The 20,994-nt window shown below is 69.0% G+C and carries 18 protein-coding genes; 10 read left to right on the top strand and 8 right to left on the bottom strand.

Features of this window, described 5'->3' with window-relative positions; genetic code table 11:
- The first annotated feature begins 27 nt into the window (after positions 1–27).
- The 9 genes from MYF83_RS24545 to nrfD all read left to right on the top strand — a co-directional run bounded on the left by MYF83_RS24545 (position 28) and on the right by nrfD (position 13,192).
- Entirely contained in the window at positions 28–2,103 is a 2,076-nt protein-coding gene (locus tag MYF83_RS24545) for a PEP-utilizing enzyme (protein WP_248963029.1), read from the top strand.
- On the top strand, positions 2,100–3,206 hold the full coding sequence (locus MYF83_RS24540; protein ID WP_248963027.1) for a PEP/pyruvate-binding domain-containing protein: 1,107 nt from the start codon (positions 2,100–2,102) through the stop codon (positions 3,204–3,206). Before MYF83_RS24545 ends, MYF83_RS24540 begins: the two co-directional genes overlap by 4 nt.
- Before the next feature lies 1 nt (position 3,207).
- Positions 3,208–3,786, top strand: coding sequence for an acetyl-CoA carboxylase biotin carboxyl carrier protein (locus tag MYF83_RS24535; protein ID WP_248963025.1), 579 nt, complete (start codon positions 3,208–3,210; stop codon positions 3,784–3,786).
- Positions 3,783–5,171, top strand: coding sequence for an acetyl-CoA carboxylase biotin carboxylase subunit (locus MYF83_RS24530; protein WP_248963024.1), 1,389 nt, complete (start codon positions 3,783–3,785; stop codon positions 5,169–5,171). Before MYF83_RS24535 ends, MYF83_RS24530 begins: the two co-directional genes overlap by 4 nt.
- Positions 5,168–6,682 (top strand): hypothetical protein, encoded by a 1,515-nt coding sequence (locus tag MYF83_RS24525; RefSeq protein ID WP_248963023.1) that lies wholly within the window; start codon positions 5,168–5,170, stop codon positions 6,680–6,682. The genes MYF83_RS24530 and MYF83_RS24525 overlap by 4 nt, the downstream gene beginning before the upstream one ends.
- Positions 6,679–7,563: an HAD-IIA family hydrolase gene (locus MYF83_RS24520; RefSeq protein WP_248963022.1), complete on the top strand. Its 885-nt coding sequence runs from the start codon at positions 6,679–6,681 to the stop codon at positions 7,561–7,563. The genes MYF83_RS24525 and MYF83_RS24520 overlap by 4 nt, the downstream gene beginning before the upstream one ends.
- A gap of 364 nt (positions 7,564–7,927) precedes the next feature.
- Positions 7,928–11,149 (top strand): formate dehydrogenase, encoded by a 3,222-nt coding sequence (fdh, locus tag MYF83_RS24515; protein WP_248963081.1) that lies wholly within the window; start codon positions 7,928–7,930, stop codon positions 11,147–11,149.
- A gap of 179 nt (positions 11,150–11,328) precedes the next feature.
- The gene (locus MYF83_RS24510) at positions 11,329–12,138 is read left to right on the top strand and encodes a 4Fe-4S dicluster domain-containing protein (RefSeq protein WP_248963080.1); all 810 of its coding nucleotides are present in this window, start codon (positions 11,329–11,331) and stop codon (positions 12,136–12,138) included.
- 103 nt (positions 12,139–12,241) lie between these two features.
- Positions 12,242–13,192, top strand: coding sequence for an NrfD/PsrC family molybdoenzyme membrane anchor subunit (gene nrfD / locus MYF83_RS24505; RefSeq protein WP_248963020.1), 951 nt, complete (start codon positions 12,242–12,244; stop codon positions 13,190–13,192).
- A 103-nt stretch (positions 13,193–13,295) separates the two neighbouring features.
- Here nrfD and MYF83_RS24500 read toward each other — a convergent pair whose 3' ends face one another.
- The 6 genes from MYF83_RS24500 to MYF83_RS24475 all read right to left on the bottom strand — a co-directional run bounded on the left by MYF83_RS24500 (position 13,296) and on the right by MYF83_RS24475 (position 17,692).
- Positions 13,296–14,444, bottom strand: coding sequence for an NAD(P)/FAD-dependent oxidoreductase (locus MYF83_RS24500; protein ID WP_248963019.1), 1,149 nt, complete (start codon positions 14,442–14,444; stop codon positions 13,296–13,298).
- A gap of 155 nt (positions 14,445–14,599) precedes the next feature.
- Positions 14,600–15,541 (bottom strand): DUF5996 family protein, encoded by a 942-nt coding sequence (locus MYF83_RS24495; protein ID WP_248963017.1) that lies wholly within the window; start codon positions 15,539–15,541, stop codon positions 14,600–14,602.
- A 212-nt stretch (positions 15,542–15,753) separates the two neighbouring features.
- Positions 15,754–16,437: a pentapeptide repeat-containing protein gene (locus MYF83_RS24490; protein WP_248963016.1), complete on the bottom strand. Its 684-nt coding sequence runs from the start codon at positions 16,435–16,437 to the stop codon at positions 15,754–15,756.
- 9 nt (positions 16,438–16,446) lie between these two features.
- Positions 16,447–16,614 (bottom strand): hypothetical protein, encoded by a 168-nt coding sequence (locus tag MYF83_RS24485; protein ID WP_248963015.1) that lies wholly within the window; start codon positions 16,612–16,614, stop codon positions 16,447–16,449.
- Between the two features lie 25 nt (positions 16,615–16,639).
- On the bottom strand, positions 16,640–16,843 hold the full coding sequence (locus tag MYF83_RS24480; protein ID WP_248963013.1) for a DUF397 domain-containing protein: 204 nt from the start codon (positions 16,841–16,843) through the stop codon (positions 16,640–16,642).
- A gap of 6 nt (positions 16,844–16,849) precedes the next feature.
- Complete coding sequence (locus MYF83_RS24475; protein ID WP_248963012.1) at positions 16,850–17,692, bottom strand: helix-turn-helix domain-containing protein; 843 nt, start codon at positions 17,690–17,692, stop codon at positions 16,850–16,852.
- A gap of 469 nt (positions 17,693–18,161) precedes the next feature.
- Here MYF83_RS24475 and MYF83_RS24470 point away from each other — a divergent pair, with 469 nt between their 5' ends.
- Positions 18,162–18,599, top strand: coding sequence for an ATP-binding protein (locus MYF83_RS24470; RefSeq protein ID WP_248963010.1), 438 nt, complete (start codon positions 18,162–18,164; stop codon positions 18,597–18,599).
- A gap of 114 nt (positions 18,600–18,713) precedes the next feature.
- Here the strand turns inward: MYF83_RS24470 and MYF83_RS24465 are convergent, their stop codons facing one another.
- Both MYF83_RS24465 and MYF83_RS24460 read right to left on the bottom strand, forming a co-directional pair.
- Entirely contained in the window at positions 18,714–19,109 is a 396-nt protein-coding gene (locus MYF83_RS24465; protein WP_248963008.1) for a VOC family protein, read from the bottom strand.
- 209 nt (positions 19,110–19,318) lie between these two features.
- Positions 19,319–20,839 carry an MFS transporter gene (locus tag MYF83_RS24460; protein WP_248963007.1) on the bottom strand — a complete coding sequence of 507 codons (1,521 nt, stop codon included), beginning with the start codon at positions 20,837–20,839 and terminating at the stop codon, positions 19,319–19,321.
- Positions 20,840–20,994: the final 155 nt, after the last annotated feature.

Below are 20,994 nucleotides of genomic sequence, written 5' to 3'. Positions count from 1 at the left end.
TCGTGCAATCACAGGCCCGACAGGACGATGTGGGGGCGCCGGCGAGACCGCATTCATCGCCTGCCGCAACCCCGAGGTGCCCATGCGTTCGGTTGGCCACCCGCGCCACCACCGGCACCCGCTGGGCAGGGTCCGCATCGTCTTCGGCCGGATCCTGATGATCAGCGGCGGCCTGTGCCGCCGGGTGATCGTTTCATTGAAAGCTCGACGAGGAGTGAAGCCATGACAACTGAAGCGATCATCCCGGTGGCGGCCGAGCCAGAACCGTCCTCCCGCAAGGGGTTCCCAGACCCGTACTCGATCGCCGCGCCCGAGGGCGCGGAGGACTGGGAGCAGCTCTACCCGTACTACAACCGTTTCCTGCCCAGCCGCAGAGATAAGGACTCGCGGCGTACCTGGTTTCGCAACGGGATGCACTTTCCCGAGCCGATGCCCCCGTTCGACATCGTCACCTCCGACAGCGCATTCATGAGTACCGGCGTCATGAACTCTCGCGTCTTCGCGCTGCCGCCAGCGCTCGGCCTGGACGTCCGTGTGCTCAACGGCTACATGTACATGAGCGCCAACAGCGTGGAAGATCCGGAAGAGATGGCACGGCGGGCCGAGGAGTTCGCCATCCGCGCCGGCCACTATTACCAGAACTGGCCGGAGCTCTACGCGAAGTGGGAGACCAAGGTCCGCGAACAGATCGCCGCGCTGGAGGCCGTCGAGATTCCCGCGCTCGGCGAGTTCGAGCCCGTCGACCGGGTCCTCAACGGACGGGGAGTCACGTCGTCGAACGATCTTCTGGTGGCCTACCAACGTATCCTCGCCTCGGTCGATGCGGCGTGGAACCTGCACGCCGAACTGCTCAACATGGGCTACGCGGCGTACCTGAACTTCCTCACGCTCTGCAAGAAACACTTCCCGGAGATCAGCGACCAGACCGTCGCGAAGATGGTCAGCGGCGTCGAGGTGCTGCTGTTCCGCCCTGACGATGAGCTGAAGAAGCTCGCTGCCCGTGCGATCGAACTCGGGGTCGCCGACATCCTCAGGGCCGACGCCCCCGCCGAGCAGACTTTCGAGCGGCTCGGCATGACCGGGGCGGGCCGGACCTGGCTGGCCGAGTACACCAAGTCGGCCGAGCCGTGGTTCCACTTCTCCTACGGCAACGGCTTCTACCACCACCACCGTAGCTGGTCGGACAATCCCACCTTCCCGATGCGGATGATCGGAGAGTACGCCGAGCGGCTGCGTGAGGGCGAGGACCTGTCCCGCCCGCTGGAAAAGGTGTCCGCCGAACGGGACGAGACGATCGAACGCTACCGCGCATTGATCACCGATCCCGACGATCAGCGCGCCTTCGACGATGCCCTGGGCCTGTCTCGGGTGGTCTTCCCCTACGTGGAGAACCACAACTTCTTCATTGAGCACTGGTACATGACGGTGTTCTGGAACAAGATGCGTGAACTCGGCAGCCTGTTGGCGCGTTTCGGGTTCTTCCCCGCAGTGGACGACCTGTTCTTCCTGCGCCGTTCCGAGATCGCCGACGCGATCGCCGACCTGCAGATGGCGTGGTGCGGCGGCGGTGAACCGCTCGGTCCCGACCACTGGCCGCCGATCGTCGCCGAGCGCAGGCGCATCCACGAGGCACTACGTCGCTGGACTCCGCCGCCTGCGCTGGGCCCCGCGCCCAAGGGCATTGTCGAGCCGATGATGATCATGCTCTGGGGTATCACCGACGAGCAGGTCGAGAAGTGGCTGGCCGCTCAGGAGCACGGTGACGGCGCCAAGGTGCTGAGCGGCTTCGCGGGCTCGCCCGGCGTCGCCGAGGGGCCGGCTCGGGTGGTGCTCAGCCCTGATGAGCTGGACAGTCTCCAGGAGGGCGAAATCCTCGTCGCTCCGATCACCAGTACGAGCTGGACACCGGTGTTCGCGCGGATCAAAGGCGCGGTCAGCGATATCGGCGGCATCATGTGCCATGCCTCGATCGTCTCTCGCGAGTACGGGCTGCCCGCCGTCGTCGGAACCGGCACCGCCACGACCTCGATCACCACCGGTCAACGGATCCGCGTTGATGGGAACAACGGCACGGTGACAATTCTGCAGGACACCCCCGCATGACAGTTTCGCTCGAGGAGACCTTCGTGTCCGCACCCGTCACTCGCTGGTTCGCCGACCTACTGATTACCGACCGCCCGACCGTCGGCGGCAAGTGCGCCGGCCTGGGCGAGTTGGTTCACGCCGGTGTCGAGGTGCCCGACGGTTTCGCCGTCACCGTGTCTGCTTTCGAAACCTTCCGGGCCGTGGACGGACTTGGCGACAAGCTGACGGCGCTGGTGCTCGGCGCGGAACCAGGCAGTGTTTCGTCGTTGGCCCGCGCGCAAGATGAGGCGACAACATTGGTGCGCCGCACCGCGATGCCCGCCGCCATGGCGGCGGAGATCCGCGCGGGCTACCACGAACTGTGCGCACGGTTCGGCGTGGAGGATCTGCCGGTGGCCGTTCGTTCCTCGGCGGTGGCTGAGGACGGCGACGCCGCGAGCTTCGCGGGCCAGCAGGAGACGTTCTTATGGGTGGTCGGTGCGGACAGCGTGCTCGAGCACGTCAAGGAATGCTGGGCCAGCCTTTACACGCCGCAGGCCATCGCCTATCGCACGTCTCTACCCGAGGATCAGGCGAGCGAGGCGCTGCGCATCTCGGTGGCAGTGCAAGCGATGGTCGACGCCGAGGTCGCCGGGGTCGCGTTCACCGTGAGCCCTCGCACCGGAGATCGCTCGGTCGTTGCGATCAACGCCAGCTGGGGACTGGGACACGCCGTCGTGTCCGGCGAAGTCACCCCGGACGAGTTCTGGGTGTCCAAAGTGGGCCTCGAAGTGACCAGGACGACGGTGGCGCACAAGGCGCATCGCTGTGTGCCGGATCCGTCCGGCCGTGGCACGACCACCGAGGACGTGCCCGTCGATCGGCGTGACGTGCCGTGCCTCGACGACGCGAGTGTCCTCCAGCTCGCGGAAATGGCAATCCGGGTGGAGCGGCACTATGGCTGCCCGCAGGACATCGAATGGGCGATGACACACGTCGACGGCGAGCCGCGGTTCGTGTTGCTGCAAAGCAGGCCGGAGACCACCTGGAAGCAACGGCAGGCGGAGGCCAGGGCGATGACACCGCAGGCCGGGTACCTCTCACTCATCCACGCCGCTGCCAAGCGACACGGAGGCCGATGACATGGCCGCCGCCAACCCGACCTCCTCCCCGGAGCAGGACCTGCCCACGTGGGCGGAAATCGCCGAGCTCGTCGCGAAGCTCGACGCCGGGACCTTCGCCGACGTGGACCTTCAGATGCCCGGCTTCCGGCTGAGAATGTCGACCACACCGGACGCCTTCACCGAACAAGCTCCCGCGGCGCGCCCGCGGGCCTCCGCGGAGCCGCCAGTACCCACAGCGGCACCAGCACCTGCGGCCGCACCAGTACCCACCGATGCGCCGGAACCCACGGCCACCGCCACACCGCGACCACACTCCGCAACGCTCTCATCGGACCTTGTGGAGATCACCGCGCCCATACTGGGCACCTTCTACAGCAAGCCGTCGCCGGACGTCGAGCCCTTCGTGGAGGTCGGCAGCACGGTCGCCGCCGACACCACGGTCGCGATTGTGGAGGTGATGAAGTTGATGAATCCTGTCAGCGCCAATACCTCCGGTCGTGTCGTCGAGGTCGTGGCCTCCGACGGCGATCTGGTGGAGTTCGGCCAGGTGCTCTTCCGCGTGGCACCGGACGTGGCACCGGACGAGGTGACGCGGTGACCGCGGTGCTGATCGCCAATCGTGGCGAGATCGCCGTCCGCGTCGTGGCGGCGTGCCGCAGGCTCGGGCTCACGCCGGTGGTCGCGGTGAGCGATGCCGACCGTGACTCGCTTGCCGCCCAGTTGGCCGACCGCGCCATATGCGTCGGCCCTGCGCCCGCACCATCGTCCTACTTGCGGGCAGAGCTCATGGTCGAGGCCGCGCTCGCCACGGGCGCGACCCTGCTCCACCCCGGCTACGGCTTTCTCAGCGAGCAGCCTGCCCTCGCGGAGGCCTGCGAAGACAACGGCATCGCGTTCGTAGGCCCACGGCCGGACTCGCTGCGCGCAGTGGGGGACAAGGCCTCCGCACGGGCCGTGGCGGAGAAGGCGGGGGTTCCGGTGGCGCCGGGCGCGGTGGTGTTGGATGAGACCTCCGCCGTTCGCGCTGCCCGCGAGATTGGATTCCCCTTGCTGGTCAAGGCCGTTCACGGCGGTGGCGGCCGGGGCATCACGCTCGTGCGCGACGAGTCGGAGCTGGTCAAGGTGCTTCCCGTCGCCGCGGCGGAGGCGCAGGCCGGTTTCGGCAACGGGGCGCTGTACCTGGAACGCTTCTATGCCGCGGCGCGCCATGTCGAGGTGCAGGTCTTCGGCGATGGCGAGGGCGGGGTCGCCGTGCTCGGGGAGCGTGACTGTTCCGTACAGCGCCGGCATCAGAAGCTGATCGAGGAGTGCCCGGCGCCGGGCCTGAGCCTCGCCACGCGCGACCTGCTGCGCACGAGCGCGGCGCGCCTGGTCGAGCAGTTGCGCTACCGCGGCGCGGGCACCGTCGAGTTCGTGCTCGACACCGAGTCCACAGCGGACCCGCAGACCATCGTCTTCCTCGAGATGAACGCCAGGATCCAGGTCGAGCACCCGGTGACCGAGGAGGCCTACGGCGTGGACCTGGTCGCCGCGCAGCTGCGCCTGGCGCTCGGGGAGCCGCACGGGCTGCCTGATGACCCTCCCGAACCGGCGGTGCACGTGCTCGAGTGCCGGCTCAACGCCGAGGACCCATACGCGGGCTTCCGGCCCGCGCCGGGCCGCATCACACGGGTGACGTTCCCACGCGGGCCGGGGATTCGGATCGAAAGCCACGTCTACGAGGGCTATCTCCTCCCGCCCTATTACGACAGCCTTCTGGGAAAAGTGATCGTCCGCGCACGCAACCGTGTCGAAGCGATCGACGCGATGCTGGCCGCGGTCCGCGCCACCGAGATCAACGGGGTCACTACCACCGCGCCGTTGCACGAGTTCGTCCTCGCGCATCCCGATTTCCGCGCCTCAGCCGTGGAGACGCGCTGGCTGGACACGGTCTGGCCGCCGGCCTCGGCTTCCGGCACCGTATCGAAGGGGCACGCCGCGTGAAGGCTCCCGAGCGACGAGTCCGCATCGTCGACACCAGTACTCGCGACGGCAATCAGAGCCTCTGGGGCGCCACGGGGCTGACCACAGGCATGGTGGAGGCGCTGGGCCCCGCGCTCGAACGGGCAGGCTTTCACGCCCTGGACTTCACCTCGTCGACGCACTTGTCCGTCGGTGTGCGCTGGCACAAGGAGAACCCGTGGGAGCGCATCCGACGGATGCGCGCGGTGGTTCCGGAGACGCCGCTGTCGCTGATCACTACCGGCATGCGCTTCATGTCGTGGGATCGCTCGCCGGAGGCGCTGATGCGCCTGGCATTGCGGTGTCTCGCCGAGTCCGGGCTGCGCCGCATCCAGATCGCCGAGCCGATGAACGACACGGGCGCCGCGCTCGCGGTGGCGCGCGTGGCCAAAGAGGAGGGCGTCGAGCAGGTCGTGGCCGCGGTGACGTTCACCGAAAGCCCTGTGCACACCGACGACATCTACCGCAAGGCCGCGTCCGTGCTCGCCGGCGATGGCGCGGTCGACGCCGTCTACCTCAAGGACCCCGGCGGGCTGCTGACGGTCGAACGGACCGCCACGCTGATCCCCGAACTCAAGGACGCCGCGGGCGCCAAAACGCTCGAACTGCACAGCCACTGCACCACCGGCGTCGCGCCACAGGTCTACGTGCTCGCGGCACAGCTCGGTGTCGAAGTGCTGCACACCGCGATCGGCGCGCTGGCCAACGGCACCAGCCAGCCTTCGCTCACACGGCTGGTGTCGAATCTGGGCACCGTGGGCATCGCGACCGACGTGGATCTCGACGCGGTGGCCCAGGCCGAGGAGATCATCGCGACGATCGCCCGGACACAGGGCCTCGAACCCGGCCGGCCAACCGAGTACGACCTGAGCTACCACGCCCACCAGGTGCCCGGCGGGATGATGGGCACCCTGCGCAGGCAACTAGCCGAGGTCAGGATGTCCGAGGCACTCCCCGAGGTCCTCGAGGAGGTCTCCCGGGTCCGGGCCGAGCTCGGCTACCCGATCATGGTCACCCCGTACAGCCAGTTCGTCGGCACACAGGCCGTACTCAACGTGGTGGCCACCCGAGGTGGCGGTGAGCGGTGGAGCCGCCTGCCGGACGAGATCATCCGCTATGTGCTCGGCCACTTCGGCACCCCCGTCGCGCCGATCGCCGACGAGATCCGCGAGCGCGTGGAGTCCTCGCCGCGTACCCGCGAACTGAACCAGCCGCGCCCGGAACCGTCGATCGACCAGCTGCGCGAGCAGGTGCGCGCCACGCTTGGCCGGGACGTGAACGATGGGGACGTTGTGCTGCGGTCCGTACTGCCCGGCGATCAGCTCGACGCCATGGACGCGGCTGGTCCGGCATCCGCCTGGCGCCCCGCGAAGCCGGTCGCGTCCCTGATGGACTTTCTCGACGCGGTGACCGCGCTGCCGCGCTGGCGTTCACTGCACCTCACGCGCGGGGACGAGTCGGTAACGCTATCGCGCAGGACGGAGTCGCAATGACGGCCACGGTCGTGACCGAGGAACTGGCCGGCCGGCTGGCCGCGGTGCGTGGTGTCGTCTTCGACATCGACGGGTGCCTCGCGCTGTTCGACCCGCACTCCAACTACACCGGATTCGCGCTGCCCGGGGCGGTCGAACTGGTGCGCGCTGTACGCCACAGCGGCCGGTCACTGGTGGCCTTCACGAACGCGTCCAGTAAGACTCCTGCCGCGATCTCCGAGACGTTGCGCGGGCTCGGCATCGACGTCAACGTCGCCGAGGTACTGACCCCGTCGGTGGTCGCGGCGGAGGTGGTGCGCAAGCGGTTCGGCGACCAACTGGTGCTCGCGTTCGGTGGCCCAGGCCTGGTCGACGTGCTCATCGAGGAAGGCGTGCAGGTGGTCGACCACTCGCACGACGGCCAGGTCGCCGCCGTGGTCATCGGCTGGGACACGGCCTTCACCCGCGACCGGTTGCAGCGGGCGGCGGAGGCGTTGTGGGACGGCGCGGAGCTACTGGTCACCAGTGACGCCCGCCGCTTCGCCTCAAGAGGCAGGCCAGTGGCCGGTCTCAGCGGTTTCATCGCCAGCGGGCTCCGGCACGTCACCGGGACCTCCTACGAGGTGCTCGGCAAGCCATCTCCCACCGCGATGGAGATCGCCGCGCGCAGGCTCAGCGTCGCGCCGTCCGAAGTGCTCACCGTCGGCGACGACCTCACGCTCGAGTCCCGCATGGCCAAGGCCGCCGGCGCGGTGGCGGTGCTGGTCACCACCGGCACACACCGCGCCGAGGACGTCGTCGGCGCCCCGGAGGGTGACCGCCCTGACCTCGTTGTGGCGGGCCTGGACGAGTTGATAGCACTATGGCCCGGTCTGCGTCGGAACGATGGGGAGGTTGCGTGAGCAGGCTGGACCACTTCTGCGACTGGCTCGCGGCCCAGCGCGGGATTCGCTTCGACGACCATTCCATGCTGCACCGGTGGTCCGTTGAGGACCTAGATGCTGTCCGCCGTCGCCTCCGGCCGCAGCCCGTACGGCGACTCCACCTGACGGCCCACGCCTGACGGACACCGCCTGACGGACACCGTCTGGCGGACGCCGTCTGACGGGCTAATCAGGCGGACGTGGCCTGATGGGTGCTGCCTGGCGATGGCCGGTCCCGGAGATCGGAGGTTGGGAATCCGCCCCGTGGGGGAGGAACGGGCAGGAAGCGCATGAGCCCCCCGAGCATGTGAGTTCGCCTGGTGACCAGTCGGCGGGGGGCGATATGGGGATGAGCGGGTTCCTGGGGAGATGGCCGGTGCTGCGGCAGCTCACCGGTCCTGACCGCTGCGGGCTCGGAGCGGCGGTAAGGTCGCCCGGCACCGACGCGTTGCGGTCCCGGGCGGCCACCGCCGACCGCGTGGTGAAGTCGGTCTGCCCCTACTGCGCCGTCGGCTGCGCCCAGGACGTCTACGTCTCCGGCGAGAGGGTCGTGCAGATCGAGGGAGACCCCGACTCTCCGATCAACCGGGGCAGGCTCTGCCCCAAGGGTGCGGCGTCCCTCCAGCTCACGACCGGCCGCAGCCGCGAGCACGTGGTGCTGTACCGCCGGCCGTACGGCACGGAGTGGGAGCAGCTCGACCTGGACACGGCGATGGCCATGGTCGCCGACCGGGTGGTCAGCACGCGGCGGGAGACCTGGCAGGAGTACTGCGACGGCAGGCGGGTGGCAAGGACGCTGGGCATCGCGAGCCTCGGCGGCGCCACGCTGGACAACGAGGAGAACTACCTCATCAAGAAGCTGATGACCGGGCTCGGCGTCGTCCAGGTGGAGAACCAGGCGCGGGTCTGCCACAGCTCCACGGTGACCGGCCTCGGCACGTCCTTCGGCAGGGGCGGCTCCACGGCGTTCATGCAGGACCTGCAGTTCTCCGACTGCATCATCATCGAGGGCTCCAACTTCGCCGAGGCGCACCCGGTGGGCTTCCAATGGGTGATGGAGGCCAAGCTGCGCGGCGCCACGATCATCCACGTCGACCCGCGCTTCAGCCGTACGAGCGCGCTGGCCGACCTGTACGTGCCGATCCGCCCGGGCACCGACATCGCCTTCCTCGGGGCGATCATCAACCACGTCCTGACGGAGGGGAAGGACTTCCGTGAGTACGTCATGAACTACACCAACGCCGCGAGCATCATCACCGACGACTACGCCGACACCGAGGACCTGGGCGGCGTCTTCTCCGGCTGGGACCCGGACAGGCGCATGTACGACGTCGGCACCTGGCAGTACAAGGGGCCGGGGGTGCAGGCGGCGTCGGGACGGCGGCTGCGGCTGGCCGAGTACCACATGCCCGGCCGCAGCGAGGCGCACGGCTCCGGCGGCGCCCCCGTCAACGCGCACCCGCAGCGGGACGAGACGCTCACCGACCCCAGGTGCGTCTACCAGATCCTCAAGCGGCATTTCGCCCGCTACACCCCCGAGTTCGTGCATCAGACGTGCGGGATCCCGCCGGAGCTGTTCAGGCGGGTGTGCGACGCGCTGACCTCGAACTCCGGGCGCGACCGCACGAGCGCCTTCGCGTACGCGGTGGGGTGGACGCAGCACACGGTCGGGACGCAGTACATCCGGGCGGCGAGCATCCTGCAGATGCTGCTCGGCAACATCGGGCGGCCGGGCGGCGGCATCATGGCGCTGCGCGGCCACGCCAGCATCCAGGGGTCGAGCGACATCCCGACCCTGTACAACCTGCTGCCCGGCTACATCCCCATGCCGTTCGCGCACTCCGACGAGGACCTGGACACCTTCGTCGACGTCATCAGCACCCAGAAGGGCTTCTGGGCCGACGCGCGCAACTACGTGGTCAGCCTGCTCAAGGCCTACTACGGGGACGCGGCGACGCCCGGCAACGACTTCTGCTTCGGCCACCTGCCCCGGCTGACCGGCTCGCACAGCACCTACGACACGACGATGGCCCAGCTCGACGGCACCTGCAAGGGCTACTTCCTGTTCGGCCAGAACCCCGCGGTCGGATCGGCCAACACCCGGTTGCAGCGGCTCGGCATGGCCAACCTCGACTGGCTCGTGGTGCGGGACTTCTCGCTCATCGAGTCGGCGACCTGGTGGAAGGACGGCCAGGAGATCCAGAACGGCGAGCTGAGCACCGACCGGATCGCCACCGAGGTCTTCTTCTTCCCCGCCGCCGCGCACACCGAGAAGGACGGCACGTTCACCAACACCAACCGCCTCATCCAGTGGCACGACGCCGCCGTGCAGCCCAGCGGCGACCGCCGCAGCGACCTGTGGTTCGTCTACCATCTCGGCCGGCTCATCAGGGAGCGGCTGGGGGCGTCCACCGACCCTGCCGACCGGCCCGTCCTCGACCTGACCTGGGACTACCCGGTGGAGGGCGACATCGCCGAGCCCAGCGCGGACGCCGTGCTGCGCGAGATCAACGGGTACGGCCCCGACGGGGGGCTCCTGTCGGCCTACGCCGAACTGCGCGACGACGGCTCCACCAGCTGCGGCTGCTGGATCTACTGCGGGGTGTACGCGGACGGGGTGAACCAGGCGGCACGCCGCAAGCCGCACACCGAGCAGAGCTGGACGTCCCGCGAATGGGCCTGGGCGTGGCCGCTCAACCGGCGCACCCTGTACAACCGCGCGTCGGCCGACCCGGATGGCAACCCGTGGAGCCCGCGCAAGGCGTACGTCTGGTGGGACGAGGGGATGGGCAAGTGGACCGGGCACGACGTGCCCGACTTCATCGAGGACCGTCCGCCGCACTACCGGCCGCCGGACGACGCCAAGGGCGCCGACGCGCTGTCCGGAATCGACCCGTTCATCATGCAGGGCGACGGCAAGGGCTGGCTGTTCGCCCCGGCCGGGCTCATGGACGGCCCGTTGCCCGTGCACTACGAGCCGCAGGACACCCCGGCCGAGAACCTGCTGTACCCCGCGCAGCGCAGCAACCCGGCCCGGATCACCTACGACCGTCCCGGCAACCGCTACCACCCGGCCGGCAGCGAGGTCTATCCGTACGTGGTGACCACCTATCGGCTCACCGAGCACTTCACCGCCGGAGGCATGAGCCGCTGGTTGCCGCACTTGTCCGAACTGCAGCCGGAGATGTTCTGCGAGGTGTCGCCCGAACTCGCCGAGGAGCGCCTGCTGGAGCACGGCGGCTGGGCCACGATCATCAGCGCGCGGGGCGCGATCGAGGCCCGCGTCCTGGTGACCGACCGGATGCCGACGCTCCACATGGACGGCCGCGTCGTCCACCAGATCGGCCTGCCGTACCACTGGGGGCCGAACGGCGTCGTCACCGGGGACCCGGCGAACGAGCTGACGTCCATCGTGCTCGACCCGAACGCCGACATCCAGGAGACCAAGGTGACCACCGCGGACATCCAGCCGGGGCGGCGCCCCCGAGGGCCCGGCCTGCAGCTCCTGGTGGAGACCTTCCGCCGCCGCGCCGGCATCGACCAGCCCGCACACCATGGCCGTTGAGATGACGGTCACCGGCGAGCCCGTACCAGCAGGAGGCCCGAGATGACGGCGGTGACGCGCACGTGCGGAGCCCGCGCGGCGGCAGGAGGCCCGAGATGACGGCGGCGCGATCCATACCGGTGGCGACCAGGCTGCCGCAGGTCCAGGAGGAGACCGGCTACCCGGAGCATCCGCCACGGATGGGCTTCTTCACCGACACCTCGGTCTGCATCGGATGCAAGGCGTGCGAGGTGGCGTGCAAGGAGTGGAACCTGCTCCCGTCCGACGCGCCGTTCGAGCTCACCGGCATGTCCTTCGACAACACCGAGCAGCTGTCCGGATCCACCTGGCGGCACGTCGCCTTCATCGAGCAGCGCAAGCCGGTCAAGGCGCCCGACGGCGCCGGCGACCAGGGCCAGGGCTCGGGCGATCAGGGCTCGGGCGACCTGCGCTGGCTGATGGCCTCCGACGTGTGCAAGCACTGCACCGACGCCGCCTGCCTGGACGTCTGCCCCACCGGCTCGCTCTTCCGCACCGAGTTCGGCACGGTGGTGGTGCAACAGGACATCTGCAACGGCTGCGGCTACTGCGTGTCGGCCTGCCCGTACGGAGTGATCGACAAGCGCGAGGAGGACGGCCGCGTCTTCAAGTGCACGCTCTGCTACGACCGGCAGGTCGATGGCCTCACGCCTGCCTGCGCCAAGGCCTGCCCCACCGAGTCCATCCAGTACGGACCGGTGGACGAGCTGCTCCAGCGGGCGGCGGCCCGCCTTCAGGAGCTGCGCCAGGACGGCGTGGCCGACGCCCGGCTCTACGGGCACGACCCGGCCGACGGCGTCCGCGGCAACGGCGCGTTCTTCCTGCTCCTCGACGAGCCCGAGGTGTACGGGCTGCCCCCGGCGCCCAAGGTCACCACCCGTGACCTGCCCTCCATGTGGCGGCACGCGGCCGTGGCGGCCCTGACCCTGGCCTGCGGCATCGCCGCCGCCTTCGCCACGGCACGCCGGTGAGCGGCGTCCGCCCCGGTGGTACCGGCACCGCCGCGGTCACGGGGCCGCCGATGAGACGGGCGGGTCGTATCCGGAAACCAGCACGACGAGCACAGGGAGCGAGATGACCACGCGAGGCCGTGTCGATGGTCGGGCGGCGCACATGACGGAGGAGTTCGCCTCCTACTACAACCGCCGGATCCTCAAGCCGCCGACCTGGCGCGAGGTGAACATCGGCGGCTACCTCTACCTGGGCGGCCTGGCCGGCGCCTCCTCGGTGTTCGCGGCCGGGGGCCAGCTCACCGGCCGCCCGGCGCTCGCGCGGGTGGGCAAGGTCGCCGCACTCGCCGGCATCACCCTGTCGCTGGTCGCGCTCGTCGAGGACCTCGGACGGCCGGCGCGCTTCGTCAACATGCTGCGCACCTTCAAGCCGACCTCGCCGATGAACATGGGCTCCTGGCTGCTGGCCGCGTACGCCCCGCTGGCCGGCGTCAGCGCGCTCTGCGACCTCACCGGGAAGTTGCCGCTGGTCGGGCGCGCGGCCTGCTACGGCGCGGCGGTCATCGGCCCGGCGATCACCACGTACACGGCCGTGCTGGTGAGCGACACCGCCGTACCGGCCTGGCACGAGGGCCACCGTGAGATGCCCTTCCTGTTCGCCGGCTCGGCCACGGCCACGGCGGCGGGCGCCGCCTTGATCGCGACGCCTCGGTCGGAGAACGCCCCGGCCCGCCGAGCGGCCGTCCTCGGCGCGGCCCTGGAACTGGCCGCGGGACGGCTCATGCGCCGCCGCATCGGCATGATCGCCGAATCCTACGAGCGCGGCCGGGCGGGCAGCCTGCTCCGCGCGGCAGAGGCGCTGGCTCTGGCGGGGACCGCCGGGGCGCTGGTCGCCGGTCGCAGCCGTGCCCTCGCGCTGCTCTCCGGCGCCGCCTTCATGGCCGGGTCGGCCTGCCTCCGCTTGGGCGTGTTCTCGGCCGGGGTCGCCTCCACCGAGGACCCCCGCTACACCGTCGTCCCGCAGCGCAACCGGCTCTCCGCCGCCTCCCAGGACCGCGACCGCCAGTACGCCTGACCGAGGTCCCCGCCCGCTCGCCGCTTGCCCGGAGACCACTTTCTCAGCCTGTCGATGCTCACCCGCGCGCGCGTCCGCCCCTAGGACGGGCAGCGGCACCGCACTATTTCTTCTGGACGCCGTTCAGGAGCCAGCGCCGGATCACGCTGAAGGCGAGCGGCAGCGGTACCGTGCCGGCGCCGAGGCCGACGTCCACGAGCAGGTCGAAGACCTCCTTGCGCCGGGCGGCGGTATCGATCGCGGCGTCGATGAAGCCCGGCGACTGGGCGGCGCGGGCCAGCACGTCGGTGGTGAGCAGGTGCCGCCCGAGGGCATCCCGCAACCCGCGACGGTAGGCGGCCAGCGGGTTCCCGGCCGCCGCGACCGCGGCCTCGCCGGCGAGGCGGCCGGAGACCAGCGCGTAGTAGATGCCCTCACCGGTGAGCGGGTTGATGAGGCTCGCGGCGTCCCCTGCGAGCATCACCCTCCCCGCTCCCGGCCTCGGACGGCCCGGCGACAGCGGCAGGTGGTGAGCGCGCAGGTCACGCGCCGGCAGGTGGGGCAGCAGTTCGGCGAGCCGGCCGTGGAGCACCTCACGGCCGGGCAGGCCGGTGGCGTGCAGCCGGGGCAGCAGCATCCCGAAGCCGACATTCGCCGTTCCGTCCCCGATGGGGAAGGACCAGGCGTAGGCGGGCCAGCCGTCCTTCTGCATGGCGATGAACTGGACGTCGTCGTCGGCGGGCACGTCGGCATAGCCGCGCACGGCGATCGCGGTGTGCTTCTCGGGGCTCGCCGGCAGGCCGATCAGGCGCCGTACGGCCGAGTTCGCCCCGTCGGCGGCGACGACGGCGCGGGCGGTGACGGCGCCGTCCAGGACGACGCGGTCACCGTGCGCGGTGAGGGCTCGGACGCGGTGGCGGCGCACTTCGACGCCACGGGCCCGCGCGGCGTCGACGAGGCGGGCGTCGAAGACCTTCCGGGGGACGACGTAATTCGGCCGCGCGACCGTGGCGAGCACCTCTGCGCCGCCGGGCGACACGACCGACAGCCGCCGCGTCGGACGGTAGTCGTCGATCAGGTCCGGGACGCCGAGCACGGCGAGCTCCTCGCGGCCGTGGGCGGCGATGCCGTCCCCGCAGGCCTTGTCGCGGGGGAAGTCCGCTCTGTCGAGCAGCAGCACCCGGGCGTCCGGCCGCAGCTGCTTGGCCCGGATGGCCGCCGCCGACCCCGCCGGGCCGCCCCCGACCACCACCAGATCCCAGATGTCGTCCATCCGCCGAGCCTCCCATGACGCGTCCGATGGGACGACTTGGCCGTACCGCATTCGGATGATCTGTCGATGATCGCGGAGGATCGTCCACATCGGCGACAGCTCGTGTCAACCTCGATGGATCAAGACTCGACGGCTCAAAGGTGGGCGCCCGGCGGTCACGCTTTGACACGCAGTAGCGGGTCGGTGATGCCACCCGGGCAGGCCAGCCGGGCGACGTCCCATCCGGCGCGCCGAGCCCCCGCCCGGTAGGCGCTCTCGTAGAACGCCAGCACCGCGGCGTGCGGATCGGTGTCGGCGCGGGCATCGGCGTGGCGCAGCACCGCCAGGTGGCTCCCGCCTCGCGCCGTCCACTGGGCGGCCGGCGGCAGCAGGGGTTCGTTCTCCAGCCCTTCAGGCTCGGGGGCGGTGTAGGAGTAGAAGGCCGGCTCGGGGAAGGTGTCGTCGCCGAACCAGAACCCCGCGCTGATCACCTCCCGGGAGTACGCCTCGCGGGTCACCGGATCGGCGTCGGGCGAGGGGTCGACGTGGCGCTCGGAGAACCGGGTGCAGGCGATGTCGAACGTGTGCCAGAAGTGGTGCACCGGGCTGATCTTTCCTGAGTAGCTCGCGGCGAACTCCTCCAGCAGCAGGTTGACCTGGCTCAGGACCTGCCAGTAGCGGGTGACCATGGCGGGTTCGTAGGTCGCGTGCTCGGTGTCCTCGGCGAACGGCCGCTCGGAGTCGGGCAGGTCGAACGGCCGCGGTATGTCGATGCGCAGGTGTATGTCCAGGTCGGCCAGCGCCTGCATGGTGTCCTCATAGAACGACGCCACCGACCGCCCGTACAGGGGAAACGAGACCGCCTTGCCGTCGAGCCTGGCGATGTCGAGCCGGTGGCCGGCGAAGTCGAAGTCGATGGTGAAGATCGGGTTGCCGTCTGCCTGCCCCATGGGGCGGGTGGTCAGGCCGCGCCCGGTCAGGTGGAACGGGGCGTTCCACCAGTGGTTGCGCCGCACCCCGGCGGCGAGCCGGATCTTGCCCACCACCTGGAGGAAACGGTGCAGCGTCTCTTTGGTGTTCTGCCACTCGGCCAGTGGGACCGGCGAAAACAGCTTCATGCCACCAGCCTGCCGTACGCATCCTCGTGCGGCGCGCGGTGGGCCCCTGCCGGGGCCCGTGTCGTTACGGCCGCGGTGAGGCGATCGACACGGTGGTCCGGCATGCTGCCGATTCCGGTCGAAACCGTGGTTGATCTGATCTGATCGCAGAAGAGGATTCGCGGCGGACGGAGGTGGAGTGCCCACCTGGTCGGGACTGTTGGATCACCGGGTCAGTTCTCGATGACGATGCCCATGGCGCTCGCCAAGCTGTAGACCAGTCCCTGCGCGTCCCGGGCCTTGATGATGACGCCCGCGAGGCTGGTCACGCCGCCGATCCCCAGCAGCACGCAGTCGGCGAAGCGTGCGCCTGCCATCTGGGCGCCTGAGAACTGGGCACCCGTCAGGTCGCAGCGTTCGAATCTGACCCCCCGCAGATCCGCGTTCTGGAAGTTGACCTCCCGCATGTCGCAGTCGCGGAAGACGGTGTTCTTGAACGTCGAGAATCTGAATCCGGCCAGGTTGACCCGGCAGTCCTCGACCAGGACGTCGCGGAACGCGCACTCTGACCACGTCATGCCGGTCAGCCGTCCGGCGCTGACCCAGGTCCGATGCATGGTCGACGAGGTGGCGACCATGTTGGAGAGATCGCATCGCTGGAGGTCCACATCGGAGAAGCCGCCCCGTCGCATCCTCGTACCGGAGAACCCCGTCTCGATGAAGCGGCAGCCCTCGAACTCGGCCGCGTCGGTGTCGCGGAACGAGAGGTCGATGGCCTTGTACTCGAGAGACCGGCACGTCGCGTCGTCCACGAGGTCGTGCTCGGGCAACTCCGCCCTGGTCAAGGCCGCCTTCACCTTCGGCCGGCTCGGTTCCTTCAACGTGCCGGACCGGGTGCTGGAGGTAGGCGAGGGCATGGGCGGAGCCTAGACGAAGGTCATGGCGGTACGCCGCCCGGTCCCGGTCCGCATGACCTCCTCGGTGGCGCAGACCAGCAGGTCGACGAGCTCGCGCCGGCGGTCGGGCTGGACGGTGAACACGTTGATCAGGGTCGCGACCGGGGCGTCGATCGTGATGGTGGTCGTCGCGGACACAGGTTCTCCTGGACGGTGCCTGGAATCAGCGGATGCCGCCACGCTTGACGTCGTGGACGAACGCCCGCCACGCGCCGGAGGTGAACGTCAGCATCGGCCCACTCGGGTACTTACTGTCCCGTACGGCCCGCCCGCCGCCCGGGAGGTCCGCCACCTCGACACAGTTGTCGTTGTTGGCTCCGCTCAGAGTGCTCTTGCGCCAGGTGAGACCTCTGATGCCCTGATCCATTGACGTTCATCCCTCGAGTAGGTTCGCCAGTGCTGTCATATGTCGCACCGACTCGTCAGGTGACAGGGCCGATGTCATCACATGACTGAAAATAAAGCTATAGCGCTGGTACTCCGAGGGCTTCTCCAGCCAGAGGCTGTCAGTGGTGGTGACCGTGTAAACCAGGCTGGGATCTTCGGGGAAGTCCAGGATGACGAAGGCGCCTTCCAGGGCCGGATGAGCACCTGCCGAGTCGGGGACTATCTGGATGGTGATGTTGGGGCGAGCCGCCATCTCGATGAGTTTATGGATCTGCCCGCGCATCACTTCCGCTCCGCCGATCCGCTTCCGCAACGCCGCCTCGTCGATGAGGGCCAAGAACGAGGGCGGATTCTCCCGGACGAGCACCTGCTGCCGGGTGAGGCGGGCTGTTACATGACGCTCGATGAGTTCTTGATCGAGTACCTGCCCTGCCTGCCAGACGGCCTTCGCATACTGTTCCGTCTGTAGCAAACCGGGAATCAGCACTATCTCCCAGGTGCGGATGGCGCTGGCACCTGCCTCGAAATCAGGAAGACTGCTGCGGAAGACGTCCTGGTACTTCTCCCACCATCCACGTTGACGCGCCTCGCGGGCCAAAGTGACCAGCACCTCACGCCGGTCGTCTTCGGTGACTCCGTAGAGATCGAGTAGCAGGCGGATGTCATGGATGCTGGGGAGCTTCCACTGGCCACGCTCCATCCTGGTCACCTTGGCGGGGTCCCACTCCAGCAGCTTCGCCGCCTCGGTCACGTTGAATCCGGCTAGAAGGCGAAGCCGGCGTAGTTCTTGGGAAAGCCGTCGCCGCTTGACCGTCGGACTGCCTGTCATGTCGTAATCCTGCCCAGATTGCGCGTTAGGTATTTTCTCCTCTAACGGAACATTTTCCGCATTGAGATTTGTCTGTTGCGGATTTCGAGTCCCGCCTGTCAGCATGCTAATGGACAGGCTGCTCGCGCGGCCGGGCGATGCGACCGAAGCCATCTTGGAGGGAGGGTAGACCTCGGAATATCGCAGAATTTGCTATATGTCCCGACAAGGCTCGCTATGGCCTTTTTGGTGAAGGTCATTCAGCGTTCCCTGTCCATTGAATGCGGAGGCCGTCGCGGTGCGCGTACACCGGACGGCCTCCTTAAGACGGACGATGGAGGTCCGATCCCGTGGTGGAGCTTACAAGAGTGATTCGTGCCGTTCGCCGGCGCTGTGCGGCGGGGCCTTTCCGGTACGAGAGCCGCTGTCAGAGGGCGGTATGAACGGGCGGCAGAAGACATCCCCCCATCTCCTCCGACAAGGAGCTTCGATGATCGCCACTCCGGACGGTCTCCGTACCGTGTGCTGGGACCTGCCCTGCGAGCCATCGATCGTCGGGAAGGCCAGGAGCATGGTGCGCGGCACGTGCCGGAGCTGGGGCGTACCGCCACAACTCGCCGACGACCTTGTGCTGGTGGTCAGCGAACTGTTGGGCAACGCCGTCGTGTACGGCAGGCCGCCGGTACGGCTCTCGCTGTGGGCGACGACGGAAGAGCTGTGCGTACGGGTCACCGACCACGGCCCGGAGGACCCACGTCGCCTCGACTTGAGTCCGGAGGCCATCCACGGCCGGGGGCTGGCCATCGTCGAGGCGCTCTCGGACCGGTGGGGTGTCGTCCACAGCGCGGACGAGACCGGGACCGGCAAGACGGTATGGGCCGCGTGGCAGTGGTGCGGGGAACGGTCGGGTGCGCCCCTCGGCTCGTAGGATTGCCGTCGAGCCGTCGAGCCGTCGAGCCGTCGAGCCGTCGAGCCCAGATGGCCTACGGCATCGTCGACCACGCGGGCGACCGTCGGTAAGGGAGTCGGGTTCCCGCCAGGATCAGGAGGTGGCGGTGGTCAGGACCTCCATGACGTGGCCGTCGGGATCGTCGAAGTAGACCGCGCGCCCGCCGCGCGAGGTGTTGATCTCACCGAAGTGCTTGGGCTCGTGGGGCTCGGCGTAGTAGTCGAGGCCCGCCCGCACGATCCTGTCGAAGATCTGGTCGAACTCGGCCTCGTCGACGGCGAACGCGTAGTGGTGCGGGGCGATCTCACTGACGCCTCTGGCGGCGAAGTCGGCGTCGGCGAAATCGAGTGTGGTCAGCTCCCCGACGCGCACCGGCACGAAGGGGCCGATCGGTTCGCCGACAGGCAGGCCGAGGATGCCCGCGAGGAAGCCGGCCGAGGCGCGCTTGTCTCGTGCGGGGACGATCGTGTGGTTGAGAGAGATCGCCATGGTGTCTCCCCTATCGGGGCGGTCGGTGTTCTTCCCTCGTGGTGTTCGGCGTCCATGACCGGCCACCGCGAGGGGCGGACGGTGAAGAACGTTGGAGTCCGCTCATCATCTGAAACCGTTCCCGGCCGGACGGATGTCATGCCGGCTGCCGCTGAGAGCAGAGCATTGGCGCAGTCACGGACGGTCCGGAGAGTGGCCGGCCGCCGTGATCAGTCGAAGGTGAGCTCTTCCGTACGCCTCGGCATGAGGAGGAAGGCGCCGACGCTGAGGACGGCGACCACCAGGAGGGCGAGGAAGACGTGGTGGCTCGCGTCGTACAGGGCCCTGCGGACGAAGGAGGCCATGGCGGACTGCGCGGCCGGGCCCTGGGCACCGAGGACGAGGCTCGTGGCGTCCACGCTGTTCGGCAGCTTGCCGGCCAGGGCCGCGGGCGGGTGGGCGAAGCGGTCGGACAACGTGGCGTTGGAGATGGCGCCGAGGACGGCGGCCCCGACCGCGCTGCCGATGGAGCGGCAGAACATGTTGGTCGCGGTGACGACGCCGCGGCGCTCCCAGCCGACGACGGACTGGATGGCGACCATCGTCGGACTGGAGGCGAGCCCGAGGCCGGCGCCGACGACGAAGCAGGCCGCCGCCACTTCCCATACTTGTGCCTGCCGGCCGAGCAGAGCGCACATGACGACGCCGGCCAGGACCACGCCGCTGCCGATGAGCGCCGTGTCGCGGAAGCCGATGCGCATGTAGAGGCGGCCGGAGAAGGTCGCGGCGAGAGGCCAGCCGATGGTGAGCGCGGCCAGGGCGAAGCCGGCCACGAGGGCGCCGGTGCCGAGCACGCCCTCGGTGAAGGTCGGGATGTAGGAGGTGAGCCCGATCATGAGCGCGCCGACGCTCAGCCCGACGAGGTTGCCGCCGATGAGGACGCGGTGGCGGAACACCCACAGCGGCAGGATGGGTTCGACCGCCCTGCGCTCCACGAGCAGGAAGGCGGCGACCATGACCAGACCGGCCGCGAAGATGAGCAGGCTGGGAGCCGATCCCCAGCCCCACGCGACCCCGCCTTCCAGCAGGCCGAGGATGATCAGTGAGGACCCGGCGGTGAGCAGCACCGCGCCCAGGTAGTCGATCTTGTGGGTGCTGCGGGTGACCTGCTCCTTGAACCGCCGGGCGAGCATCCAGGCGGCGACGGCGCCGAGCGGCAGGTTGATGAAGAAGATCCAGCGCCAGGAGAGGTACTCGGAGAACAGCCCGCCGATGGTGGGGCCGATCACGGCGGACACGCCCCACACGCTGGCCACGTAACCCTGTACGCGTGCGCGCTCCTCGACGGAGTACATGTCGCCGACCATCGTGATGCTCATGGGCTGGACGGCTCCCGCGCCGATGCCCTGCAACGCGCGGAAGGCGATGAGCGCGGGCATGCTCCACGCGATGCCGCACAGCACCGACCCGAGAAGGAAGACGGCGATCCCGAAGAACATCACCGGCTTGCGTCCGAAGATGTCGGCGAACTTGCCGTACAGGGGCACGGTGACCGCCTGCGTGAGCAGGTAGATCGAGAACAGCCAGGGGAACTGGGAGAACCCTCCCAGATCGCTGACGACCGAGGGGACCGCCGTCGCGATGATCGTGCTGTCGAGGGCCACCAAGCCGGTACAGAGCATGATGGCGGCGAGTACCGGACCGCGCTCCGACCTGAGACCGATGCCTTTGGACGTCGTTACCGTCGTCACGTCGGAAAGCTCTCCTTGTGCGTTGATCATTTACATGTGGGCGGACGCGCCTCACCATGGGCGCGACCATCCCGGAAGTACGCAACTCTCTCATCGCCGTTCACATTCCCCAGAACCGCCCATGAACGGCGAATACCGCATAAGCCCACAAGAAA

Source organism: Sphaerisporangium perillae, assembly GCF_023276435.1.
Taxonomy (GTDB): domain Bacteria; phylum Actinomycetota; class Actinomycetes; order Streptosporangiales; family Streptosporangiaceae; genus Sphaerisporangium; species Sphaerisporangium perillae.
The sequence above is the reverse complement of the archived record's forward strand: the minus strand, read 5'-3'. Positions and strand labels throughout refer to the sequence as shown.

Coding starts and splice junctions, on each gene's coding strand:
- MYF83_RS24545 (WP_248963029.1), top strand. CDS start 28: ATGTGGGGGCGCCGGCGAGACCGCATTCATCGCCTGCCGCAACCCCGA.
- MYF83_RS24520 (WP_248963022.1), top strand. CDS start 6,679: ATGACGGCCACGGTCGTGACCGAGGAACTGGCCGGCCGGCTGGCCGCG.
- MYF83_RS24495 (WP_248963017.1), bottom strand. CDS start 15,541: ATGAAGCTGTTTTCGCCGGTCCCACTGGCCGAGTGGCAGAACACCAAA.
- MYF83_RS24465 (WP_248963008.1), bottom strand. CDS start 19,109: ATGGCGATCTCTCTCAACCACACGATCGTCCCCGCACGAGACAAGCGC.
- MYF83_RS24475 (WP_248963012.1), bottom strand. CDS start 17,692: ATGACAGGCAGTCCGACGGTCAAGCGGCGACGGCTTTCCCAAGAACTA.
- MYF83_RS24470 (WP_248963010.1), top strand. CDS start 18,162: ATGATCGCCACTCCGGACGGTCTCCGTACCGTGTGCTGGGACCTGCCC.
- MYF83_RS24500 (WP_248963019.1), bottom strand. CDS start 14,444: ATGGACGACATCTGGGATCTGGTGGTGGTCGGGGGCGGCCCGGCGGGG.
- MYF83_RS24535 (WP_248963025.1), top strand. CDS start 3,208: ATGGCCGCCGCCAACCCGACCTCCTCCCCGGAGCAGGACCTGCCCACG.
- nrfD (WP_248963020.1), top strand. CDS start 12,242: ATGACCACGCGAGGCCGTGTCGATGGTCGGGCGGCGCACATGACGGAG.
- fdh (WP_248963081.1), top strand. CDS start 7,928: ATGGGGATGAGCGGGTTCCTGGGGAGATGGCCGGTGCTGCGGCAGCTC.
- MYF83_RS24490 (WP_248963016.1), bottom strand. CDS start 16,437: ATGCCCTCGCCTACCTCCAGCACCCGGTCCGGCACGTTGAAGGAACCG.
- MYF83_RS24510 (WP_248963080.1), top strand. CDS start 11,329: ATGGGCTTCTTCACCGACACCTCGGTCTGCATCGGATGCAAGGCGTGC.
- MYF83_RS24540 (WP_248963027.1), top strand. CDS start 2,100: ATGACAGTTTCGCTCGAGGAGACCTTCGTGTCCGCACCCGTCACTCGC.
- MYF83_RS24480 (WP_248963013.1), bottom strand. CDS start 16,843: ATGGATCAGGGCATCAGAGGTCTCACCTGGCGCAAGAGCACTCTGAGC.